Annotated in this window: 16 protein-coding genes, 1 tRNA gene and 2 rRNA genes; 13 read left to right on the plus strand and 6 right to left on the minus strand. The window is 52.0% G+C overall.

Annotated elements, in window-relative coordinates; translation table 11 throughout:
- Together CWI71_RS11670 and rrf are read left to right on the plus strand one after the other, a co-directional pair.
- Positions 1-74, plus strand: a 23S ribosomal RNA gene (locus CWI71_RS11670); the annotation flags it as partial.
- A 156-nt stretch (positions 75-230) separates the two neighbouring features.
- Positions 231-345: ribosomal RNA gene (gene rrf, locus CWI71_RS11675) — 5S ribosomal RNA — on the plus strand.
- 144 nt (positions 346-489) lie between these two features.
- Here the strand turns inward: rrf and CWI71_RS11680 are convergent.
- Both CWI71_RS11680 and CWI71_RS11685 read right to left on the minus strand, forming a co-directional pair.
- Positions 490-3,942, minus strand: coding sequence for a translocation/assembly module TamB domain-containing protein (locus CWI71_RS11680; protein ID WP_126755452.1), 3,453 nt, complete (start codon positions 3,940-3,942; stop codon positions 490-492).
- The gene (locus tag CWI71_RS11685) at positions 3,939-5,717 is read right to left on the minus strand and encodes an autotransporter assembly complex protein TamA (protein WP_126755453.1); all 1,779 of its coding nucleotides are present in this window, start codon (positions 5,715-5,717) and stop codon (positions 3,939-3,941) included. Before CWI71_RS11685 ends, CWI71_RS11680 begins: the two co-directional genes overlap by 4 nt.
- Before the next feature lie 151 nt (positions 5,718-5,868).
- Here CWI71_RS11685 and CWI71_RS11690 point away from each other — a divergent pair.
- The 3 genes from CWI71_RS11690 (at position 5,869) to rimI (ending at position 6,838) form a co-directional block, all read left to right on the plus strand.
- Positions 5,869-5,945 (plus strand) — tRNA-Trp (locus tag CWI71_RS11690).
- A gap of 70 nt (positions 5,946-6,015) precedes the next feature.
- Entirely contained in the window at positions 6,016-6,399 is a 384-nt protein-coding gene (locus CWI71_RS11695) for a hypothetical protein (RefSeq protein WP_126755454.1), read from the plus strand.
- Positions 6,392-6,838 (plus strand): ribosomal protein S18-alanine N-acetyltransferase, encoded by a 447-nt coding sequence (rimI, locus tag CWI71_RS11700; RefSeq protein ID WP_126755455.1) that lies wholly within the window; start codon positions 6,392-6,394, stop codon positions 6,836-6,838. The genes CWI71_RS11695 and rimI overlap by 8 nt, the downstream gene beginning before the upstream one ends.
- Here rimI and CWI71_RS11705 read toward each other — a convergent pair.
- Both CWI71_RS11705 and CWI71_RS11710 read right to left on the minus strand, forming a co-directional pair.
- Positions 6,835-7,146 carry an ArsR/SmtB family transcription factor gene (locus CWI71_RS11705; protein WP_126755456.1) on the minus strand — a complete coding sequence of 104 codons (312 nt, stop codon included), beginning with the start codon at positions 7,144-7,146 and terminating at the stop codon, positions 6,835-6,837. The genes rimI and CWI71_RS11705 overlap by 4 nt on opposite strands.
- Positions 7,147-7,155: 9 nt before the next feature.
- Positions 7,156-7,371, minus strand: coding sequence for a YgaP family membrane protein (locus tag CWI71_RS11710; RefSeq protein ID WP_126755457.1), 216 nt, complete (start codon positions 7,369-7,371; stop codon positions 7,156-7,158).
- Between the two features lie 124 nt (positions 7,372-7,495).
- On the opposite strand from CWI71_RS11710, the gene CWI71_RS11715 reads away from it, so the two are divergent.
- The 5 genes from CWI71_RS11715 to deoD are packed head-to-tail and all read left to right on the plus strand — an operon-like array spanning position 7,496 to position 12,075.
- Entirely contained in the window at positions 7,496-7,981 is a 486-nt protein-coding gene (locus CWI71_RS11715; protein ID WP_275069894.1) for a cytidine deaminase, read from the plus strand.
- The gene (gene deoC / locus CWI71_RS11720; RefSeq protein ID WP_126755459.1) at positions 7,978-8,754 is read left to right on the plus strand and encodes a deoxyribose-phosphate aldolase; all 777 of its coding nucleotides are present in this window, start codon (positions 7,978-7,980) and stop codon (positions 8,752-8,754) included. The genes CWI71_RS11715 and deoC overlap by 4 nt, the downstream gene beginning before the upstream one ends.
- Positions 8,754-10,103 (plus strand): thymidine phosphorylase, encoded by a 1,350-nt coding sequence (deoA, locus tag CWI71_RS11725; protein ID WP_126755460.1) that lies wholly within the window; start codon positions 8,754-8,756, stop codon positions 10,101-10,103. Before deoC ends, deoA begins: the two co-directional genes overlap by 1 nt.
- A gap of 13 nt (positions 10,104-10,116) precedes the next feature.
- Positions 10,117-11,343: a phosphopentomutase gene (locus CWI71_RS11730; protein WP_126755461.1), complete on the plus strand. Its 1,227-nt coding sequence runs from the start codon at positions 10,117-10,119 to the stop codon at positions 11,341-11,343.
- Between the two features lie 15 nt (positions 11,344-11,358).
- On the plus strand, positions 11,359-12,075 hold the full coding sequence (gene deoD, locus CWI71_RS11735; RefSeq protein WP_126755462.1) for a purine-nucleoside phosphorylase: 717 nt from the start codon (positions 11,359-11,361) through the stop codon (positions 12,073-12,075).
- A gap of 44 nt (positions 12,076-12,119) precedes the next feature.
- Here the strand turns inward: deoD and CWI71_RS11740 are convergent, their stop codons facing one another.
- Positions 12,120-14,582 carry a S8 family serine peptidase gene (locus tag CWI71_RS11740; protein ID WP_126755463.1) on the minus strand — a complete coding sequence of 821 codons (2,463 nt, stop codon included), beginning with the start codon at positions 14,580-14,582 and terminating at the stop codon, positions 12,120-12,122.
- Positions 14,583-14,737: 155 nt separating this feature from the next.
- Here CWI71_RS11740 and prfC point away from each other — a divergent pair, with 155 nt between their 5' ends.
- Both prfC and CWI71_RS11750 read left to right on the plus strand, forming a co-directional pair.
- Positions 14,738-16,327, plus strand: a complete 1,590-nt coding sequence (gene prfC, locus CWI71_RS11745; RefSeq protein ID WP_126755464.1) for a peptide chain release factor 3 — start codon at positions 14,738-14,740, stop codon at positions 16,325-16,327.
- Between the two features lie 4 nt (positions 16,328-16,331).
- On the plus strand, positions 16,332-17,138 hold the full coding sequence (locus CWI71_RS11750; RefSeq protein WP_126755465.1) for a TatD family hydrolase: 807 nt from the start codon (positions 16,332-16,334) through the stop codon (positions 17,136-17,138).
- Here CWI71_RS11750 and CWI71_RS11755 read toward each other — a convergent pair.
- Entirely contained in the window at positions 17,089-17,661 is a 573-nt protein-coding gene (locus tag CWI71_RS11755; RefSeq protein WP_126755466.1) for a hypothetical protein, read from the minus strand. The two genes, CWI71_RS11750 and CWI71_RS11755, sit on opposite strands and share 50 nt — an antisense overlap.
- A 53-nt stretch (positions 17,662-17,714) precedes the next feature.
- Here CWI71_RS11755 and serB point away from each other — a divergent pair, with 53 nt between their 5' ends.
- Complete coding sequence (gene serB, locus CWI71_RS11760; protein WP_126755467.1) at positions 17,715-18,365, plus strand: phosphoserine phosphatase SerB; 651 nt, start codon at positions 17,715-17,717, stop codon at positions 18,363-18,365.
- Position 18,366: the final 1 nt, after the last annotated feature.

Here is an 18,366-nt window from a genome sequence, read left to right on the forward strand (position 1 = left end):
GTTGATAGGCGGGGTGTGGAAGCGTAGTAATGCGTTGAGCTAACCCGTACTAATTGCCCGTGAGGCTTAACCATACAACACCGAAGGTGTTTAGGGTTGTCTCGAACACATGTTCGACCCTTTACCAAATGTTAGCTACGTACACACGTAGCCCGTAGTTCTACTACGGGGAAACAAGCAGAGTGGCACGTACTCTATACAATCAGATTCCTTATTGTTGACCAGTTTTGCCTGGCGGCCATAGCGAAGTGGAACCACCTGACCCATTCCGAACTCAGTAGTGAAACGCTTCAGCGCCGATGGTAGTGTGGGGTCTCCCCATGTGAGAGTAGGACACCGCCAGGCTTCAAATAGAGAACCCCAGTCCAGATGGACTGGGGTTTTTTTATGCCTGTAAAAGACTGACTGCGCTGATTGCTATTTGCTGTTGGCTGTTCGTAATAGGCTGCTGCGGTGGTGAGTGGTTTGGCCCGTAGTAGAAACTACGGGCTACCTTTCGAAGGTGTAGAAGATGTCGCCGCTTTGAGAGCGGGTGCTGGACATTGTTTTGATGAGGATTTGCTCGGTGAGCTGATACCGCATCATGAATGTGTTGGTGCTCTCAAGTAAGCCGATGCCATACTTGATATAAAGCCTCGGCGACAAATACTTACCGATATAAAATGACGTTTCTCTCGTGGTCGGGTCGGTGTCGACCCCAACTTCGTCAATCCCGAAAGTATCCTGTATTGATCCACTTAACGCCTCCGTGCCTTTTGCACCGAGCATAAGCAGGGCTTTTAGCTGGATATCGCCGGTGCCTGTGGTCGCGGCCGATTGCATACTACGACCAAGCAGCAGATACGATAAAATTTCAGAATCAGGCATCGCTGGCGTAGAGAACAAGCGAAAATCGGGATCTGTTAGCGTACCACCAACCTGCGCGCCGACACTCACCTGCGAAAGCGCGTCACTTGTGTTGATCGAGCGCTGAACCCGTAAATTGAGTCCCGGGTTACTCACCTGACCACCGTTATAAATAAAGGCACCGCGATCGATCGCAAGCTCCTGCCCATATAATGTATAGCTACCCTCAGCCACGTTGATACTACCGACCGCAGTCAACGGACGCCGCGGTTGCTCAACCAGCTCTAAGCTGCCGGTCAGGCGTCCTTCGAAACCATAGGCATTTACGCTGACTTGATCACCCAGATTAACGCGAACGGCAGCTTGTACCTGGAGATTGCCCATCGTATTGCCATTAGGCTCAACCGGCTCCCCATTTCTGGTTACGATGACATCAGGTGAGCGCGATACGGCCGTATCAAATTCCGGCGCGCTGATTTGTGCGTAGGGAACATCAACAGTCCCCGCAATATCAATCAGGTTTTCATTAATATAGATTGTCAGATCCGGCGTGATATCGACGGTTGCTGTGGGCATCTGCAATGCCCTGAAATTGCTCCCCTCAATCGACAAATAGGCCTCTTGTTCAAGGGGCATTGCGACACCTTCAACGAAAATAGCGCCAGTGTCCCCGGAGCGCGCCTGGCCTTGTATCTCCAGCTCGCCGTCAGTTTCGGGATTATCAAGCAATGCGAGCCGAACATCGCTGGACACCAGATTCGTTTGCGCAAAGCCGACCGTTTCTGCGAAGACTTCCATATCACCGCCAATCGAGGGCTCTGCCAATGTCCCCGACAAGTTTAATGACGCTGTCGCTTTGCCTCCTTCGTAACGCATGCCTGGTAGCACCCAGTCCAGCATTGCCAAATCATCGAGGGCGAAAAGTAACTCACCGTTAATCGCCTGCGTGTCATTGGGGTCACGTAAGGTCAGTTCGCCCATGGCGGCGCCTTGGTCTTCACTTAATTGCGCATCAAGTGTCGCTGTTACGGCTTCGGCGTCACCGGTAGCGGTAATTTCCCATCTTTCCAGCCGTGTACTGGTTTCCTGATCAAGTGCGAAAAATACTGTATTGTCACTGACAATAGTCGCCTCGAGCGAGCGGATCTTAAAGGTGGCAGTGTCGAGGGTGAGTGCCGCGTCAATATCGACATCACCTGCCACCCGTTCTGCAACATCTTCGGCGCGCAGGCGATTCAACAGCCATAATGACAGCTCATCACCGTCCAGGCCCAACTGAAGTGTTTGGGGGTTGGCGTCAACTGTAGTGCAGATACTGCCGAAACGTTGATCGGAGTCAGCTACACAAAGCGCCTCATTGGATAGTCGCCACGTTTCGTTGCCAAGCTCAAAGTTAAACTCACTGGGCTCGGTGGCTGTGATCGTCGAAAAAGATTCCGTCACGACGCTCAGCTCGGCAATCGTAAGCGCAAAAGCTGAGAGCTGGTCGTTAGCACTTAAGGCAAAGTTGAGGTTCAGTTGTTCAATTTCCTGCATTGCCGATGGCATGAAGGGTAACTCGGCTGGTGCTTGCGATACCAGCTCGCCCTCAATATAGCTGGTTCCCGCTGTGGTGCCATCAACAACGACCTCGGTACTGGCATAACTGATACGCAGTTCATTAAAATTCAGTGCGTTACCGGTAAGTTTAAAGGCGCCACTAAGTTGAATCGGATCAGTGATCTCAGGGGCGTTTAGCCTCGCTCTCGCGTTGCTGACATTAATTTGCATCTGTAATTCCGGCGCCCAGACGATGTCTGCTGAGGCATTCAAATCCAGGCTTTCCCCACCAACCTGTAAGGTTTCCAGTTGCGCCGACTGCAACGTTCCTTCACCTTCGAGAGTAAGCTCAAGACTATCGGGTCGAAACAGGTTGTTGTCGAGCGGGGGCACTGCGACCTGGCTGGTCAGATCGAAATTGTAGTCGTTAAGCGACCCCGCAACTTTTGCCTCCAATTGCTCTACGGTAAATTGCTGCTCATTAAGCGAATAGGGAAACGCCTGCACGGCAATAGTGAGATCAAATGTGGTTTGCTGATAATTCGGGGTAAAGCCCTCATGCTGCCAACTGCCATTTAGTGTCAACCGGCCTTCGCTGTCACCAAGCTTGCTTACTTGTACTTCGTTCAGTTCAACTTGAACTTCGTTCACTTCAAGCTGACCGGATACGGCGGTATCTGCCCCAAAAAAAGGTTGCAGCTGCGCAGCCGAATCAGTAAGCCCGATAAACGGCTGTAAAGGCAGCTTGTTTAGCTGCACGTTCGCCAACCATACAGGCGTGATAAGCAGTTGCGATAAGCGTAGCGTCAACGACTGTTGCGGCGTATTCGCGGCGGAAAAATCGGACTGTATTTGCAACTGCTCAGCAATAGCGCCTGAAACTGTCAGTGAGCCTTGTATCGGTGACAAGTCAATGTCTGGCTGGGGCAACTCAGCCTGATACTCGCCGTCAAGATCCACCGGATAGGCGTTAGCTGTTTGTACGCTTAGACTACCGTCAAAGCTAAGTGGGCTTCCGTTTAACTGTGATGTGACTCTGAGCCGGCGGAGATCAAGCTGACTTTCCTGCCACGCCAGGCGCGCCTCTAATTCGAATGGTAACTCGCTGATATCACCTGTTGCCGGCTGATAACTGACATCTGCCAGGGTTAACTGATTGATACGAAGATTCAGTGGCAGACGCAGTTCGGGTAATTCAACGGGATTCGCACTGTCCGTGCTGGCCGCAGAGGTAAGCTGTTGCAGTTGCGTCTCCAGCACGGTGAGGCGCTCGAGTTGTAGCTCGCCGTCAAGCAGGGCTATGGGGTGCCAGTGAACACTCACCTGAGAGATATCAATTAACTGTTCATCAGTGGTGTAACGAACATTGCGTAACGTGAAATTGTCGAGTAGACGTCCCTCAAACGTTTCATAGGAAACATTAATCGCAGTAAAGTTCAGCGCTGTGGTTAGCAACCATTTTGAGCCACTGGTGGTGGCAAGCAGCAAATACGCACCAAGCGGTATCACCACAAATAAGGTCACAATTGTTGCCGCCAGATATTTAAGCCATCTCATAAGTCAGGCCCTATGGTCAGGTGTATGCGCCATGGTCTTCCCGGTTCATCAACGGCCTGTGCCACATCAAGCCGCACGGGACCTATGGGGGAGAGCCAACGCACGCCGGCACCTAAGGTTTGACGCCAGGGCATGGACCATTCCATACCGCTGTTACCGACATCAGTGAATAACGCCACGCGCCACTTCGGTGCTACCAGATAATCAAATTCGGCGCTCAGGACGCCCAGATAGCGGCCACCGGTGACGACGCCTTCGCTATTCTCAGGCCCGAGCTGTTGATAAGCATAGCCGCGTACACTATGGTCGCCGCCAGCAAAAAAGCGTAAAGACGGCGGAATTTGGGAAAAGTCAGAGGTGGTCATCGCGCCAATCTCACTACGGGCAAGAAACCGCCAACGGGGTGACAGAGTATAGACAGCTTTGCCGCTTAAAGTTAAAGCAATGAAGCTGGTGTCAGCGAGTACGGTATCACTGGCCCCCTTTAGCTTAGCGCTGACGCGAAAACCATTATCCACCAGGTTGCGGTTCTCGGCATCCATTTCGCTGCGCACCAGACTGAATTCGGCGCTTGGGATTAGGAAACTCGATGTTGTTTTATCCACCGCACCGAAGCGGAAGTCTTCGCGCTGATAGGCGAGTTCGTAGGTGCGCTGCCACTCATCATAATGGCGGATGTCGCGTACGCTGGTCCGGTAAAGTGTTGACTCAATAGACTCATAACTTCTATCCATTATTTCGCCGGTGATGCTGTACTGATCACGAGTCGGATCTTTGCCGGGAATAATGTAGTCGACAAAGCCGGTATTCTGCACCTGTGATAAGCGCAGCACACTGCTTAAACGATGCCCGCGGTCGTTGACCCAGCGGCGGTCGAAGGCGAGAGTAAGACGTGCGCCGGTATCGGTGCCGTAGCCGGGACCCACCTGATAGTAATCCCGTTTATTCGGGGTCAGTCGCACAGAAACAGGGACCTGCGCATTGCTTGCCTGATCCCAAATGGGCGCGACCTCGACGGTTTCAAAATAATCACTGCCTGCCAGCGCCACCTGTAAGTCGAGTAACTCGCGGGTGTGAAAGGGCTGACCCTGTGAAAACTGAAAGTAACGGGCAATAAAGTCGTCGCTCAAATGATTGCAGCACATCTCGACATCGCCAAACTTATAACGCTCGCCACTGGCATACACAAGGTCAATATGCGCCGCTTGTTCAGTTAACTCGACGCGGACGTTCTGGCGCTCAAATCGGGCGTCATAATAACCACGCTCGGCAGCAAGATTACGCAACATGTTTTTGGTGCGTTCATAATCCGCGTGAATGAAGGGCTGTCCCGTAGCCAGCGGGAATTGCTTGCGCAGGTTTTGAAAAACAGGATCATCCTGCATACTTCCCTGAATAGTAATATTGAGGGTACCGATCTGAGTGCGTGGGCCCGGGTTAATCTGATAACTTACCCGGGTTACATTTTCGCTATGAATAATCTCGTGCGAGACTTCACTGTGATAGTAGCCGAAGGGTTTAAGCGCATTTTTAATAGACGTTTCACCGCGTCGTGCCAGAAAACGTAAACGAAAACTTGCAGGGGTAGGCTTGCCATTGTAATCAAGCAGCTCGAGGTAGCTATCGACATTTTTCGCCAGCTCGCCATCAACGCCCGAGTACTCCACTTGAAGAGTGGTCGCACGGCGCTCTATCGTTTGCGCGAAGCTCGTTCCTAAGCTCAGTCCGCAAACACAGAAAATAAAGAAGAATATTCGCCAGCAACTGCGTGTCATACAGTTATCCTAGTTGCCAAATCAATGATTCTCAATGAGTATATCAAAGCGCCTGAGATAAATCGGTGAAAAAAACCGCAAGTAAACTGTAAATGCAGATAAAAGACTTGCCAGACCCTTTGCGGCCAGTATAATTCGGGTTCTACTTTGCAGGGGTGTAGTTCCAATTGGTAGAACAGCGGTCTCCAAAACCGACGGTTGGGGGTTCGAATCCCTCCACCCCTGCCATACTTCCCAGCGCACGGTAAATTAGCTAAGCTAGTGGCTACCTTAACAGCTGCAACTATCCGCAACCTCCATGACCACTGATACAAGTCCCGAAAACCTTTGGAATGAATCGCAACGCGATGCCATGGCCGCATTGAACTTATCTGTTTGGCGCCCGGTAGAAATGGCGCAAGCGTCGCCTGCAAAGCTGTCCTCGGTAAATTTGAGCGGGCAATTTTGTTATAAGGCCGAGCAGTGGCTGTTTTGCAGCGAGCATCCCTTACCTGTTGAACTGCCACGCTGGCTGAGCGACCTGGTACGGGCATGTACTGGCCTGACTACGCGGCCGGCAGAAGTGTCACCTAAGATGGTAAGCGAATGGCCCGCTGAGCGTATTATCGAAGTGGCGCAAACGCCTCCTGCCGCAGATGAAAAAAAAGCACTGTGGCAGCGTATTTTTCCATCTCATGATTAAGTTGCTGCAGGACTTCTGCCCCGAATTAAATGTGATTGAACGCGCAAGTCAGGTTGAACCCTGGACGGAGAGCAATTTACAGTCATGTTTTCAGCCGGGCTATCAGGTCTTTGGCTGGTTCGATTCCACTGCCGGGCTGGTTGGTTTTTATATAACACACGCGGTTTGCGATGAACTCACCCTGATGAACATTGCCGTTCATCCTGACTGGCAACAACAGGGCATCGGCCGCGAGTTATTAGAGCATCTGCTTGCCGGAGCGCGAGCCGAACATATGACGGTATGGCTTGAGGTGCGGGTTTCTAATACTGCGGCAATTCATCTTTATCGGCGCTTGGGCTTCCATGAAGTAGGTCGGCGTCCTGACTATTACCCGTTAAAGAGTGGACGAGAGGATGCCTTAATAATGAGCCGGATTGCGAGCGGAAGTCCAATTTAGAAGTCAGGGCAAAATTTTGTTTTTAGCAATTGCATGAACTTCAGCGTATCTTCATCATTAATCGAATAGTAAATCGTTTGTGCTTCTTTACGAAACTTCACCAGGCGTTGTTGGCGCAATACCGCCAGGTGTTGAGAGAACGCTGACGGACTTAGTGGGAAATGTTGGTTCAGGGCGCCCACGCTTTGCTCGCCGCCGGCAAGATGACAGAGAATTTGCAACCGGTGTTCGTTCGCGATCGAACGCAAAAAAACGGCTGCATTTTGCGCCTCTTCTTGTTGCATTTCTTCGATAGTCGGCGTACTCATTGATGTTTCCTATACTGATTTAGCGAGTTCCCGTTCCGTTTTTAGACCAAAAAGCTTTCGCATGGCAATACTTGCCGGGCAAAAACCGGTAAACGACTGCTGGAACAGATTCACTCCAATAAAAACCGTCAGCCAAATAAATCCGGGGTGAACCCAGACGGTTAAAGCGACCGATAATATTATCATAATACCAGCAAATGCTGTTAATGCTCGTTCAAGACTCATAGCTAACTCTTTTGCGTGCTTCTAATTTAGAATTTGCTAAAATATAGTCGAGGCGGGTCTTATTGTCCAGCAATTTTGTACGCTTCCGTGTACTTGATATAGCAGGGAAGGTTCCCGCGGAAGCTTGGAACGCGTTGCCAAAAAGAGTAAGCTGTCAGGCCGTGAACAAGAATGTAACAGTATGAGTAAATCAATCAGTCAAATTGAATTTTTGCGTGAGCATGCCAAGCAAGCAAGTCAGAAGGCGTATGCTCCTTATAGTCAGTTTCATGTCGGTGCAGCCTTATTGATGCGTAGTGGCGAGGTGGTGACCGGCTGTAATGTTGAAAATGCATCCTACGGTCTTTCCAATTGCGCGGAGCGCACTGCGGTATTTAATGCCGTGGCACAGGGTTATGACCCCGCAGACATTGCAGCTGTAGCGATTTACACCGCCACCGAGAAAGCCTGCGCCCCCTGTGGGGCTTGTCGCCAGGTGCTGGCTGAATTTTTACAGCCTGGAACCATGATTTCTTCAACCAGTGAACGACAGCTACGGCAATGGTCAATAGAAGAACTGTTGCCGGACGGTTTTGAGTTTGACATAGAAGCCTATCGGAAGCCGTTATGAGACAAAATGATCAAGCTGTAGCGCGTTTGGCGTTGCAACTTATGGATTTAACCTCGCTTAACCAAGATGATTCAACCCGTAGCATCAGCAACTTGTGTGTAAGTGCTGCTACGGCCTTTGGCCCACCGGCAGCGCTATGCGTTTTTCCCGAGTACGTGATATGGGCAAAGCAAGAGAGCCTGCGTCTGGGCTTGCCACAGTTAAAAATTGCGACTGTGACCAATTTCCCCGGTGGTTATCCTGATATCGAACGCGCTGTGGCTGAGACCGAGCGCGCGGTTGCTGCCGGCGCCGACGAAGTCGACGTGGTGTTTCCTTATCGGGCCTTTATGCAAGGTGACTCAGACTTAGGTCAAGAGTTGATCAGCGCCTGTAAACAGGCGTGCGGTGAAGGTGCGTTGTTAAAGGTCATTCTGGAAACCGGCGTATTACAAGAGCGCAAGCTCATTCGCCAGGCAAGTGAGTTGGCCATAACTGCAGGAGCTGACTTTATAAAAACCTCAACCGGCAAGGTTGCAACCAATGCGACTCCGGAAGCCGCACAAGTGATGCTCGAAGCCATCCGTGAGAGTGGCACGAATTGTGGTTTTAAAGCTGCTGGTGGCGTGCGAAATGTTGCTGATGCCGCTACCTACCTGCACCTGGCAGAAGATATTTTAGGAGCAGACTTCTTAACGCCGGCTCGTTTTCGGTTTGGCGCAAGTGGTTTGTTAAGCAATCTGGTCGCGACCCTGTCGGGACAGGACGCGACAACAGCAGGGAATAGCTATTAATGTATTTACCTCAGGAAATTATTCGCAGTAAGCGTGATGGTAATGAATTAACCCGCGCAGAAATTGACTTTTTCATCCGTGGTTTGACCGACGGCGGCATTGCAGAAAGTCAGATTTCTGCGTTTGCTATGGCGGTGTTCTTTCAAGGCATGAGCATGGCGGAGCGCGTCTACCTGACCGAGGCAATGCGCGATTCCGGACAAGTGTTGGATTGGCAGTCGCTGCAACTTAATGGCCCGGTGCTTGATAAGCACTCGACCGGTGGTGTCGGCGATGTCGTGAGCCTGATGCTGGGGCCTATTATTGCCGCTTGTGGCGGCTATGTGCCAATGATCTCAGGGCGTGGCCTTGGCCATACCGGCGGTACGCTGGATAAAATGAACGCTATACCAAATTACCAGACGTTTCCAAGCGACAGTCAGTTTCGTCAGGTGGTCAAGCAGGTCGGCGTTGCTATTATCGGCCAAACCGGCAGCCTGGCGCCGGCAGATAAGCGCTTTTACGCCACGCGTGACGTAACAGCGACGGTCGAGTCAGTTCCGCTTATCACCGCTTCAATTCTTTCCAAGAAACTTGCCGCTGGCCTTGACGGGCTGGTATTGGATGTCAAAACCGGTAATGGCGCTATTATGCCGACCCTTGAGCGATCTCAGGAGCTGGCTGATAGTTTGGTTAGCGTCGCGCAGGGAGCAGGGCTGAATACTTCAGCGCTGATAACTGATATGAATCAGGTACTGGCGCAGTCGGCCGGTAACGCTGTAGAAGTGCGTGAAGCCATTGCTTATTTACGTGGTGACCTGAGAACCCCGCAACTGCATCAGGTCACCTCTGCATTGGCGGCAGAAATGTTGCAATTAGGAGGCTTGGCGACATCAAATGAAGCAGCCCTGCAACAAGTGCAGCAAGCGTTAGATAGTGGCGCCGCAGCCGAGAAGTTCTCGGCCATGGTCCACGCGCTCGACGGCCCTGCCGACTTACTCGACAACGTCGACGCGTACCTGCCGCTGGCAGCCGTGGCTCGCCCGGTCTATGCCTCAGAGAAACAATTGGAGCAAGGGCAGTATGTTGGGTCAGTTGCGACCCGCGAGCTGGGTCTGGCAGTGGTCAGCTTAGGCGGTGGCCGCCGTCGTAGTGAGGACGCGCTTGATTATAGCGTGGGGCTGGATCATATTTTGAGTATCGGACAGCAAGTCGATGCACAGACCCCGCTGGCAATGGTTTATGCTGCTGATGAAAGCAGTTGGCAAGCTGCGGCGGCAACGGTGCAGCAGGCTTATACGTTGACAACAAGTAACCCTGAGGTGCCGACTGCTGTATATCGCCGTGTTGGCAAAGCACGAGAAAGCTAACTAAGGAGAAGCAATGGCGCGGGCAATTGTATTGGTCCTGGACTCATTTGGCATAGGCGCCGCCGACGACGCCGCCAGATTTGGTGATGAAGGTGCCGACACCTTCGGTCACATTGCTGAATTATGTGCCAGCGGGCAGGCGAACGAGCAGCGCAATGGACCTTTGCAAATTCCGAACCTGGTTGCCTTAGGGCTCGCAGAAGCGAGTCGTGGTGCGACCGGCAGGTACCCACAAGGAATCGAGCAGGTCGAGCCATGTATTGGTCGTTATGGCTGGGCCCAGGAGCTTTCGTCTGGCAAGGACACGCCCTCAGGTCACTGGGAAATGGCTGGGGTACCAGTGCTGTTTGACTGGGGCTACTTCTTGGATAAGGAACAGTCATTCCCCTCGGAGTTATTGGAAGAATTGGTACGCCGCGCTGATTTACCCGGCTATCTTGGCAACTGTCATGCTTCAGGTACAGAGATTATTCAGCGACTAGGCGAAGAGCATTGCCGTACCGGTAAGCCGATTTTCTACACTTCGGCAGACTCTGTCTTCCAGATAGCTTGTCATGAGGAAACCTTTGGCCTTGAGCGTCTTTATCAGGTTTGTGAGATCGCGCGTCAGCTGGTGGATGATTATAACATTGGCCGGGTCATCGCCCGGCCCTTTATTGGCGATGCTGAGCGTGGTTTTACCCGCACTGCGAACCGCAAAGATTACGCATCGCCACCGCCAGCAAAGACCGTTCTCGATAAGCTGCAGGAGGCTGGCGGTACAGTAATAAGTATTGGCAAAATTGCTGATATCTTTGCCCAACAGGGCATTACCCATAGCTACAAAGCCGATGGTTTAGAAGCGCTTACGGCAAAAACGATTGAAGCCATGCGTGAGGCGCCACCGCGTAGTCTTATTTTTACCAATCTGGTCGATTTTGACACCTTGTATGGCCACCGTCGTGATGTCGCCGGCTACGCCCGCGCGCTGGAAACCTTTGATCGCTTATTACCCGAGGTCATGGCGTCGCTGGCGCAAGATGATGTGCTGATTCTCACCGCCGATCATGGTTGTGACCCCACCTGGCCGGGTACCGATCATACCCGGGAGTTCGTACCGGTGCTGATGTACGGTAAAAACCTGCCTGCCCATAATTTAGGCAAACGAGAAACCTTTGCTGATATAGGTCAAAGTATTGCTGAGCTGCTCGAACTCGACGACATGGATTATGGTACTTCTATGCTTCCCCAAAAATTCTGAGCAAGGAACGACGAAGTGGCAACGCCTCACATCAGTGCCAGCGAAGGGCAATTTGCGGCAACCTGTTTGTTACCAGGTGACCCGTTGCGCGCAAAATACATCGCAGAAACCTTTTTGACTGACGTCGAATGTGTCACCGCAGTGCGCAATATGTTGGGTTACACGGGGTATTTTCAGGGCCAGCGTATATCGGTGATGGGAAGCGGAATGGGCATGCCCTCATGCGCTATCTACGCGACTGAACTGGTGCGTTATTATGGTGTGCAACGCTTGGTACGAGTCGGCAGTTGTGGCGCTGTGCAAAAAGAGTTAAAGCTCAATGACGTGCTGGTGGCCAATAGTGCCAGCACGGATTCCAACATGAACAAGGTGCGTTTCGGTGGTTTTGATTTTGCCGCCTGCGCAAGTCCACGTCTGGTGCAAAGCGTGCTTAATTTTGCCGATCAACGGCGAAAAGCTCTCGCCGTGGGTCAGGTATTCTCAACCGACAGTTTTTACGATAGTCCGCACGATCAGGTTGAGCGGCTGCAGCGTATGGGGGTTCTTGCCGTTGAAATGGAGGCCGCTGCTCTGTACGGTATTGCAGCGAGTTATCAGGTGCAGGCGCTCACGATGCTTACCGTGTCGGATCATTTGTTAACCGGTGAGCAACTCCCAAGTGAAGCGCGGCAAAATGGCTTCACCGAAATGGTCGAATTTACTTTGTCTGCGTTAACCGGAAAAAGCTCATAAAAAGCGCCGCCAAATGAATGGTGGCGCACGTCAGCAAAACTGGATTACTGTGAAATGCGCGGCAGTAACTGAGCAAGGTCACGGGCCAGTTCAGCCCTGGTCACACTCGCATCACCATTAAACCGGGCTGTCAGGGTAGGCGTAAGATCAAACGTGCCCTGTTCGACGCTGAGCTCCACCTGTGCAAGCCCCATATTCAGCGCTAATTGCACGTATCCACGTTTATTCGCAGGAATTTCGAAACTATCTTCAAGCTCCAGCACCTGGTCTAACCGGATCACGACGATAGGCTCATTGGGGTCAAAACTATTTGCAAGCTCTTCTAACCCAAGCGCTTGCACAAGCGCGTACGCAACATCCGTGCGGGACACCGAAGCGTCGCTACCAAAATGCGATGAAGTGAGCGGAGGCATCAGCGCAGCGGTATTTGCAGCGCCACTTCGTAAGGGGGCATTACGACTGGTAACGGCATTTGCGAACGCAGCTGTGTTTGCATCCGTGTCAAAGAACCTAATGCTGTTTCCGCTTCGCGACTGACGGGTCAGGCCACTTAAGGTTAGCGCATCGGCAAGCTCAATGCGCTCTAATGACGCGTCAGGTGCAAAGCCTGTTGCGCGGGCATCCATTAATCGTTCGTTGATCGCCAGTTCGATAAACACACGTGCTGGGTGGCCTTGAGTATCGTCGATGCCATCGATACCCGCTGATTCAACAAACCGAATCGAGACGTCAGTCGGCGCAGGAATGCCAATACCGTTGGTCACGCCTAGCGGGTCTAATGACAGTCCACTCACGGAGCCAATTCCACGCGCATAAACTTTCCAGGTACCCGGCACGGCTGGCGCGCTGACGCCCACCGAGGAACCTAATACAGGCAAGCCAATACCTGAGCCGTAGCGGTTACCGTTTGGATCCTCAAGGACAAATGCAGTACCGGTTTCAATTTGCGCGCTAGCGAGAACCAGTGTTGCTGAAGCAGGTACGGTAAAAGTCTCACTTGCAGTTTCGCCTACCGGGAAGTATTCCACGGTGCGGGTAATGCTTTCACCATCGGTAAGCAGCGCGTTGGCGTTAAACTCACGATTTAGTTTTACCGTATCACCAAATAACTCAGAGTTACCCAGTGCGGCCCTGACCGCGGCATGCGCATTCACGTAGCCCGCTCCAGCTTCCCATGCGTCGCGTCCTGGCATCACGGTGGCGGTCTCTTGGATGATTTGTTTGACCTGTTGCCATTGCAGGTTCGGATTCGCCTCCAGCATCAGCGCTACGATGCCTGAAACGTGAGGCGCTGCCATTGATGTGCCACTGGAAAAGGTATAGTAGGCAAGTTGCTCGGGAGGGAGGTTCTCCGAATCCTGCGTCGCACTGAGAGTACCGGTGCTCGACAGTGAAGCTCGTACTGAAATAATGTCCACGCCTGGCGCCGTAATGGTTGGGCGGTCCTCCCAGGTATAAGTCTCGCCATCAACGACAGCGGTTCCCGTTTTGCCGTTCACGCCGCGTGAACTGAAATCGGCTAAATTACCCTGTTTATCACCCGCTGCAACAGTAATCACCCAAGGCGCTTTTTTAAAGTTACCGGTAATGGTCGATTCACCCGGACCCGAATTACCGGCGGAAAAAACAGTGATGATGCCATTATCAGCAAGAGCTTTGGTTGCGACGTTGGTGGGATCATCGGGATTAAAGTCGGTGCCGACATCACCGGTATTTCCAAATGAGTTTGAGATCACCCGGATGTTGTAAGTGAACTGGTTATGCAGGGCATAATCAAACCCGCCAATGGTGTCGAGAATGAACAGTCCTGCTCCGGAACCGTAGCCAATAATTGAGGCTCCGGGCGCAACGCCGTTGTGTTCACCATTGCTCATCGCGCCGGTACCGCCGATGGTTCCCGCAACATGTGTACCATGCCCACCAGCGATATCGGTATTGGCCACGTTTTCCTGATAGGTAATTGGCGCAATGCCTGAAAAGCTATTCAAATTGACCTGGGCGAGAACATTTTGCACCACGTGTTGCGGGTACATCAGGTCGCCATGGGTGCCGTCAACGCCCGAGTCATTGACGACAACGCCAATACCGCGGCCTGAATAAGGGATACCATTGGAGCGCAGTGAGGTATCGTCGCGTAGGCTTTTGACACCGGTGATGGCTGTCGCGTCGCCATTTTCGAGTACCAGCGGGTCGTTATGCCAGACGGAACGAACATCTACCCGCTGGTAAATGCGTTCAATTTGCTGTGCTGTGGCAAGCGCGCCGACCATGGGTAAGCGTTGCATCGCCACACCACTGACACCAAGGTCTTCCAATGCCTGCAATTGACCGTCCGAGGGGGCTTCATCCTGGTCAAAGGTGATGATCACTTGGTGCAGCGTATCCGCGCTGGCTTGGTTAATGATCGATTGCAAATCAGGATCAAAGGTTTTCGCGAACGAGCTGGAAGCACCAAAGGTAAGTAGCAGTCCCAGACTCACCGCAGATAATTTCACTGTAGTTTTCATTGTCTCATTCCTATCGTGATGATTTTGGCGCTCTCAGACTGACATGGTGTGAGCGGGCAAAAAATAGGGGTGATCCCCTAAGCTGAGATGCATCAAGGTGGCGTTTTTTGTGCTAATCGGCGACAATGCGCGGGTAAGCTCAAAAGGAAAATGTGATGTCGCAAACTGCATTAAGCAAAGAGGTGGGGAAACGCCGCACCTTCGCTATTATTTCGCACCCCGATGCGGGTAAAACTACCATTACTGAGAAGGTTCTTTTGCACGGCCAACGTTTGCAAAAAGCAGGTACGGTAAAGGGCAAGAAGTCTGGGCAGCATGCTAAGTCTGACTGGATGGAAATGGAAAAAGAACGGGGCATCTCGGTGACCACCTCGGTGATGCAGTTTCCCTATCGTAATGCCCTGGTGAATCTGCTTGATACCCCGGGACACGAGGACTTTTCTGAAGATACCTATCGTACCCTGACGGCGGTAGACTCATGTTTGATGGTGATTGACGGCGCCAAGGGTGTCGAGGACCGTACCATCAAGCTGATGGAAGTTACCCGGCTGCGCGACACACCCATCATCACGTTTATGAACAAGCTCGATCGCGATATTCGTGATCCGCTGGAATTGCTCGATGAAGTTGAAAGCGTTCTTAATATCATGTGCGCGCCCATCACCTGGCCGATTGGATCAGGTAAGAACTTCAAGGGTGTTTACCATTTGCTTGATGACGAGGTTATTCTCTATAAAACGGGGCAGGGCCATCGAATTCAGGAGCGTGAGGTCATTAAAGGCCTCGATAATCCGGAGCTTGATACACGCCTTCCGGGCTATGCAGAAGAATTACGCGAGCAGATTGAGCTGGTGCAGGGCGCATCAAACGAGTTTGATAAAGAGCTGTTTCTGGCAGGTGAGCTGACACCGGTGTATTTCGGCACGGCACTTGGTAATTTTGGCGTTGATCATATGCTTGACGGCCTGGTTGACTGGGCGCCGACGCCGCTGCCACGTGAAACTGATGACGGACGCAAGGTTGCCGCAACCTCGCCTGACTTTTCCGGGTTCGTGTTTAAGATTCAGGCCAATATGGATCCCAAGCACCGCGACCGCGTCGCTTTTATGCGCATCGTGTCAGGTAAGTACGAAAAAGGCATGAAGATGCATCAGGTGCGTATCGGCAAAGACGTGCGAATTGCTGATGCACTTACTTTCCTGGCCGGCGATCGCGAACATGTCGAGGAAGCATACCCTGGCGACATTATTGGCTTACATAATCACGGTACCATTCAGATCGGTGACACCTTCACCGGTGGTGAAAAATTTAAATTCAGCGGTATTCCTAACTTCGCGCCGGAATTATTCCGCCGAATACGCCTTAAAGACCCGCTGAAACAAAAGCAACTGTTAAAAGGCTTGGTTCAGCTTTCTGAGGAAGGCGCCGTACAGGTCTTCCGGCCACTGGCAAACAACGACCTGATTGTTGGCGCGGTCGGCGTATTGCAGTTTGACGTGGTGGTGCATCGTTTAAAATCAGAATACAACGTTGATGCCGTCTATGAGTCAATCAATGTTGCGACCGCGCGCTGGGTTAGCAGTGACAGTGAACGTAAACTGGATGAGTTCCGCCGTAAAGCCGAGGCCAATCTGGCTCTTGATGGCGGTGATAACCTGACTTACATTGCGCCGACCTCGGTCAATTTAAATCTGGCGATAGAGCGTTACCCCGACATTGAGTTCCATCATACCCGGGAGCATTAAAATCATGAGCCACCACCTGTTTGACAGCCATTGCCATCTAGACTTTGACGACTTTGATGATGACCGCAAACAGGTGCTGGAAAATGCTTTTAGAAAGGGTGTGCGGCGTATTCTGGTACCGGGAACCCGATGTGGTACACCGCTTGACTTCAGCGCGCCGGACGTCGATATCAAGCTGCACTTTGGTGTCGGGTTACACCCTTACTTTATTGCCGATCATAAACAAGAACATCTTGACTGGATTGCAGAACAACTGGAAAACGATGCTTCGCTTTTAGTGGGTGAAATTGGTCTGGACCGTACCTGCGATGACTGGCAAAAACAATGTAATATATTCGCCGCGCAACTTGAGCTCGCGATTGATTATCAACGTCCCATGATTTTGCACCACCGCAAAACCCAGAGTGATCTGCTTGAGCTCATCACCCCCCAATTAAATGACCTGCCAGAAACCAAAGGTGTGCTACACGCGTTCAGTGGTAGCCCTGAGCAGGCGGAGGACTGGATAAGCAAGGGTTTCAAGCTAGGGGTTGGAGGTACCATTACTTACGAGCGTGCGAAGAAAACCCGTGAGGCGATCGCAAAAGCACCGCTGAAGGGACTGGTGTTAGAGACTGATGCACCGGATATGCCATTGGCAGGCTATCAGGGTGAGCGTAACGAACCTTGTCGTGTGGCTGAAGTGTTCAGTCAGCTCGTCGAGTTACGTCAGGAGTCGGCAGAAGAGCTGGCGCAGGCATTGTGGGCAAATAGCTGTGAGCTTATTGGCTGCTCTGCGGCGGACGCCAGCGACGATAACGCCACTTGTTGAAGGTAAGTGTGATCAGTATCCCGGCGACAACGGCGAAGATAATAAGGTACTGGCCATAATAGGTCAGGTATTCGTGGGTCGCCAGCGGCTCTGCCAATAGCAGTGGCTGATTCACCGTCACATGCAGATAACCGTGAATAAGCGCGTCTTCCCGAATTTCTTCAATGACCACAAACACTTGCTCTGGTTTGTCGGTGACGGCATCGGCCGCGACGACCTTTTGCCCATAACTGTCGTAAATGGCGCTGTATTCGACCAACCGGTGTTGGGTCAGACGTTCAACCAATGCCTGTAGCTTATCGACGTCATTTTCAATCAGCCAGTAGCGCGCTTCATGCCCCGCCTGGACGGCCATGAGTTCGACAAGCTGTTGGCTATGTGCCTGCAAATCGGCGAGACTGGTCTCTTGCATCGTACTCCAGAAATTCTCGATAAGAATGAGCAGGAGCACCGCGGCAAGAAGCCGGCGGCCGCGCCGATAGACAAGCTTGATGATATTGATAACATGTTGAGCGGTGGTCATAGCAAAACTATACGCTGAGCAGCCCCCTAAGAGCAACTAAGAAGAACAGAACAATGCTTAATTTACAACGACCTGGACTGGTTGTTTTTGATATGGACTCGACGCTTATCACTATCGAATGTATTGATGAGCTTGCAGCACTGGTTGGCAAGAAAGACCAGGTCAGTGTCGTAACAGAAGCGGCCATGCGCGGTGAACTGGACTTTGCGCAAAGCCTGCGCGCGCGGGTGGAACTGCTAGCCGGGGTTAAACAGCAGCAACTGGCGCAACTGTTTCAGCCGATTCCACTGTCACAAGGGGCGCGGCAACTGGTGCAATGGCTTCACGATAAAGGCTGGTACGCGGCAGTTGTCTCCGGCGGTTTTACCTGGTTTACCGAGCAACTTGCCCGCGAAATAAATTTAGACGCACAGCAGGCAAATCGGCTGCTTTGGCACAACGCAATGTTAACCGGCGAAGTTGCAGAGCCAATAGTGGATGCCGCCAGTAAAGCGCGTTTTTTGCAAGAACTGGCGCAGCGTTGGTCGATTCCACTGGCGAATACGGTAGCAGTGGGAGATGGCGCCAATGATCGTGACATGTTAGAAGTCGCTGGCTACGGTGTCGCTTATTGCGCCAAGCCCGCCTTGCGGGAAGTCGCAGATTACAGTATTGATACGCCAGATCTGATGATACTGGCAGAGCATTTAGCAACTTTTGAGTAAT

The organism is Pseudidiomarina insulisalsae (assembly GCF_003987065.1).
In the GTDB taxonomy this organism is placed as follows: domain Bacteria; phylum Pseudomonadota; class Gammaproteobacteria; order Enterobacterales; family Alteromonadaceae; genus Pseudidiomarina; species Pseudidiomarina insulisalsae.

What these genes read in the sequence shown, in the direction of transcription:
- prfC (WP_126755464.1), top strand. Translation starts at nt 14,738, where the DNA reads ATGTCGCAAACTGCATTAAGCAAAGAGGTGGGGAAACGCCGCACCTTC.
- CWI71_RS11705 (WP_126755456.1), bottom strand. Translation starts at nt 7,146, where the DNA reads ATGAGTACGCCGACTATCGAAGAAATGCAACAAGAAGAGGCGCAAAAT.
- CWI71_RS11710 (WP_126755457.1), bottom strand. Translation starts at nt 7,371, where the DNA reads ATGAGTCTTGAACGAGCATTAACAGCATTTGCTGGTATTATGATAATA.
- serB (WP_126755467.1), top strand. Translation starts at nt 17,715, where the DNA reads ATGCTTAATTTACAACGACCTGGACTGGTTGTTTTTGATATGGACTCG.
- CWI71_RS11755 (WP_126755466.1), bottom strand. Translation starts at nt 17,661, where the DNA reads ATGACCACCGCTCAACATGTTATCAATATCATCAAGCTTGTCTATCGG.
- CWI71_RS11685 (WP_126755453.1), bottom strand. Translation starts at nt 5,717, where the DNA reads ATGACACGCAGTTGCTGGCGAATATTCTTCTTTATTTTCTGTGTTTGC.
- CWI71_RS11730 (WP_126755461.1), top strand. Translation starts at nt 10,117, where the DNA reads ATGGCGCGGGCAATTGTATTGGTCCTGGACTCATTTGGCATAGGCGCC.
- deoA (WP_126755460.1), top strand. Translation starts at nt 8,754, where the DNA reads ATGTATTTACCTCAGGAAATTATTCGCAGTAAGCGTGATGGTAATGAA.
- CWI71_RS11740 (WP_126755463.1), bottom strand. Translation starts at nt 14,582, where the DNA reads ATGAAAACTACAGTGAAATTATCTGCGGTGAGTCTGGGACTGCTACTT.
- rimI (WP_126755455.1), top strand. Translation starts at nt 6,392, where the DNA reads ATGATTAAGTTGCTGCAGGACTTCTGCCCCGAATTAAATGTGATTGAA.
- CWI71_RS11680 (WP_126755452.1), bottom strand. Translation starts at nt 3,942, where the DNA reads ATGAGATGGCTTAAATATCTGGCGGCAACAATTGTGACCTTATTTGTG.
- deoC (WP_126755459.1), top strand. Translation starts at nt 7,978, where the DNA reads ATGAGACAAAATGATCAAGCTGTAGCGCGTTTGGCGTTGCAACTTATG.
- CWI71_RS11750 (WP_126755465.1), top strand. Translation starts at nt 16,332, where the DNA reads ATGAGCCACCACCTGTTTGACAGCCATTGCCATCTAGACTTTGACGAC.
- CWI71_RS11695 (WP_126755454.1), top strand. Translation starts at nt 6,016, where the DNA reads ATGACCACTGATACAAGTCCCGAAAACCTTTGGAATGAATCGCAACGC.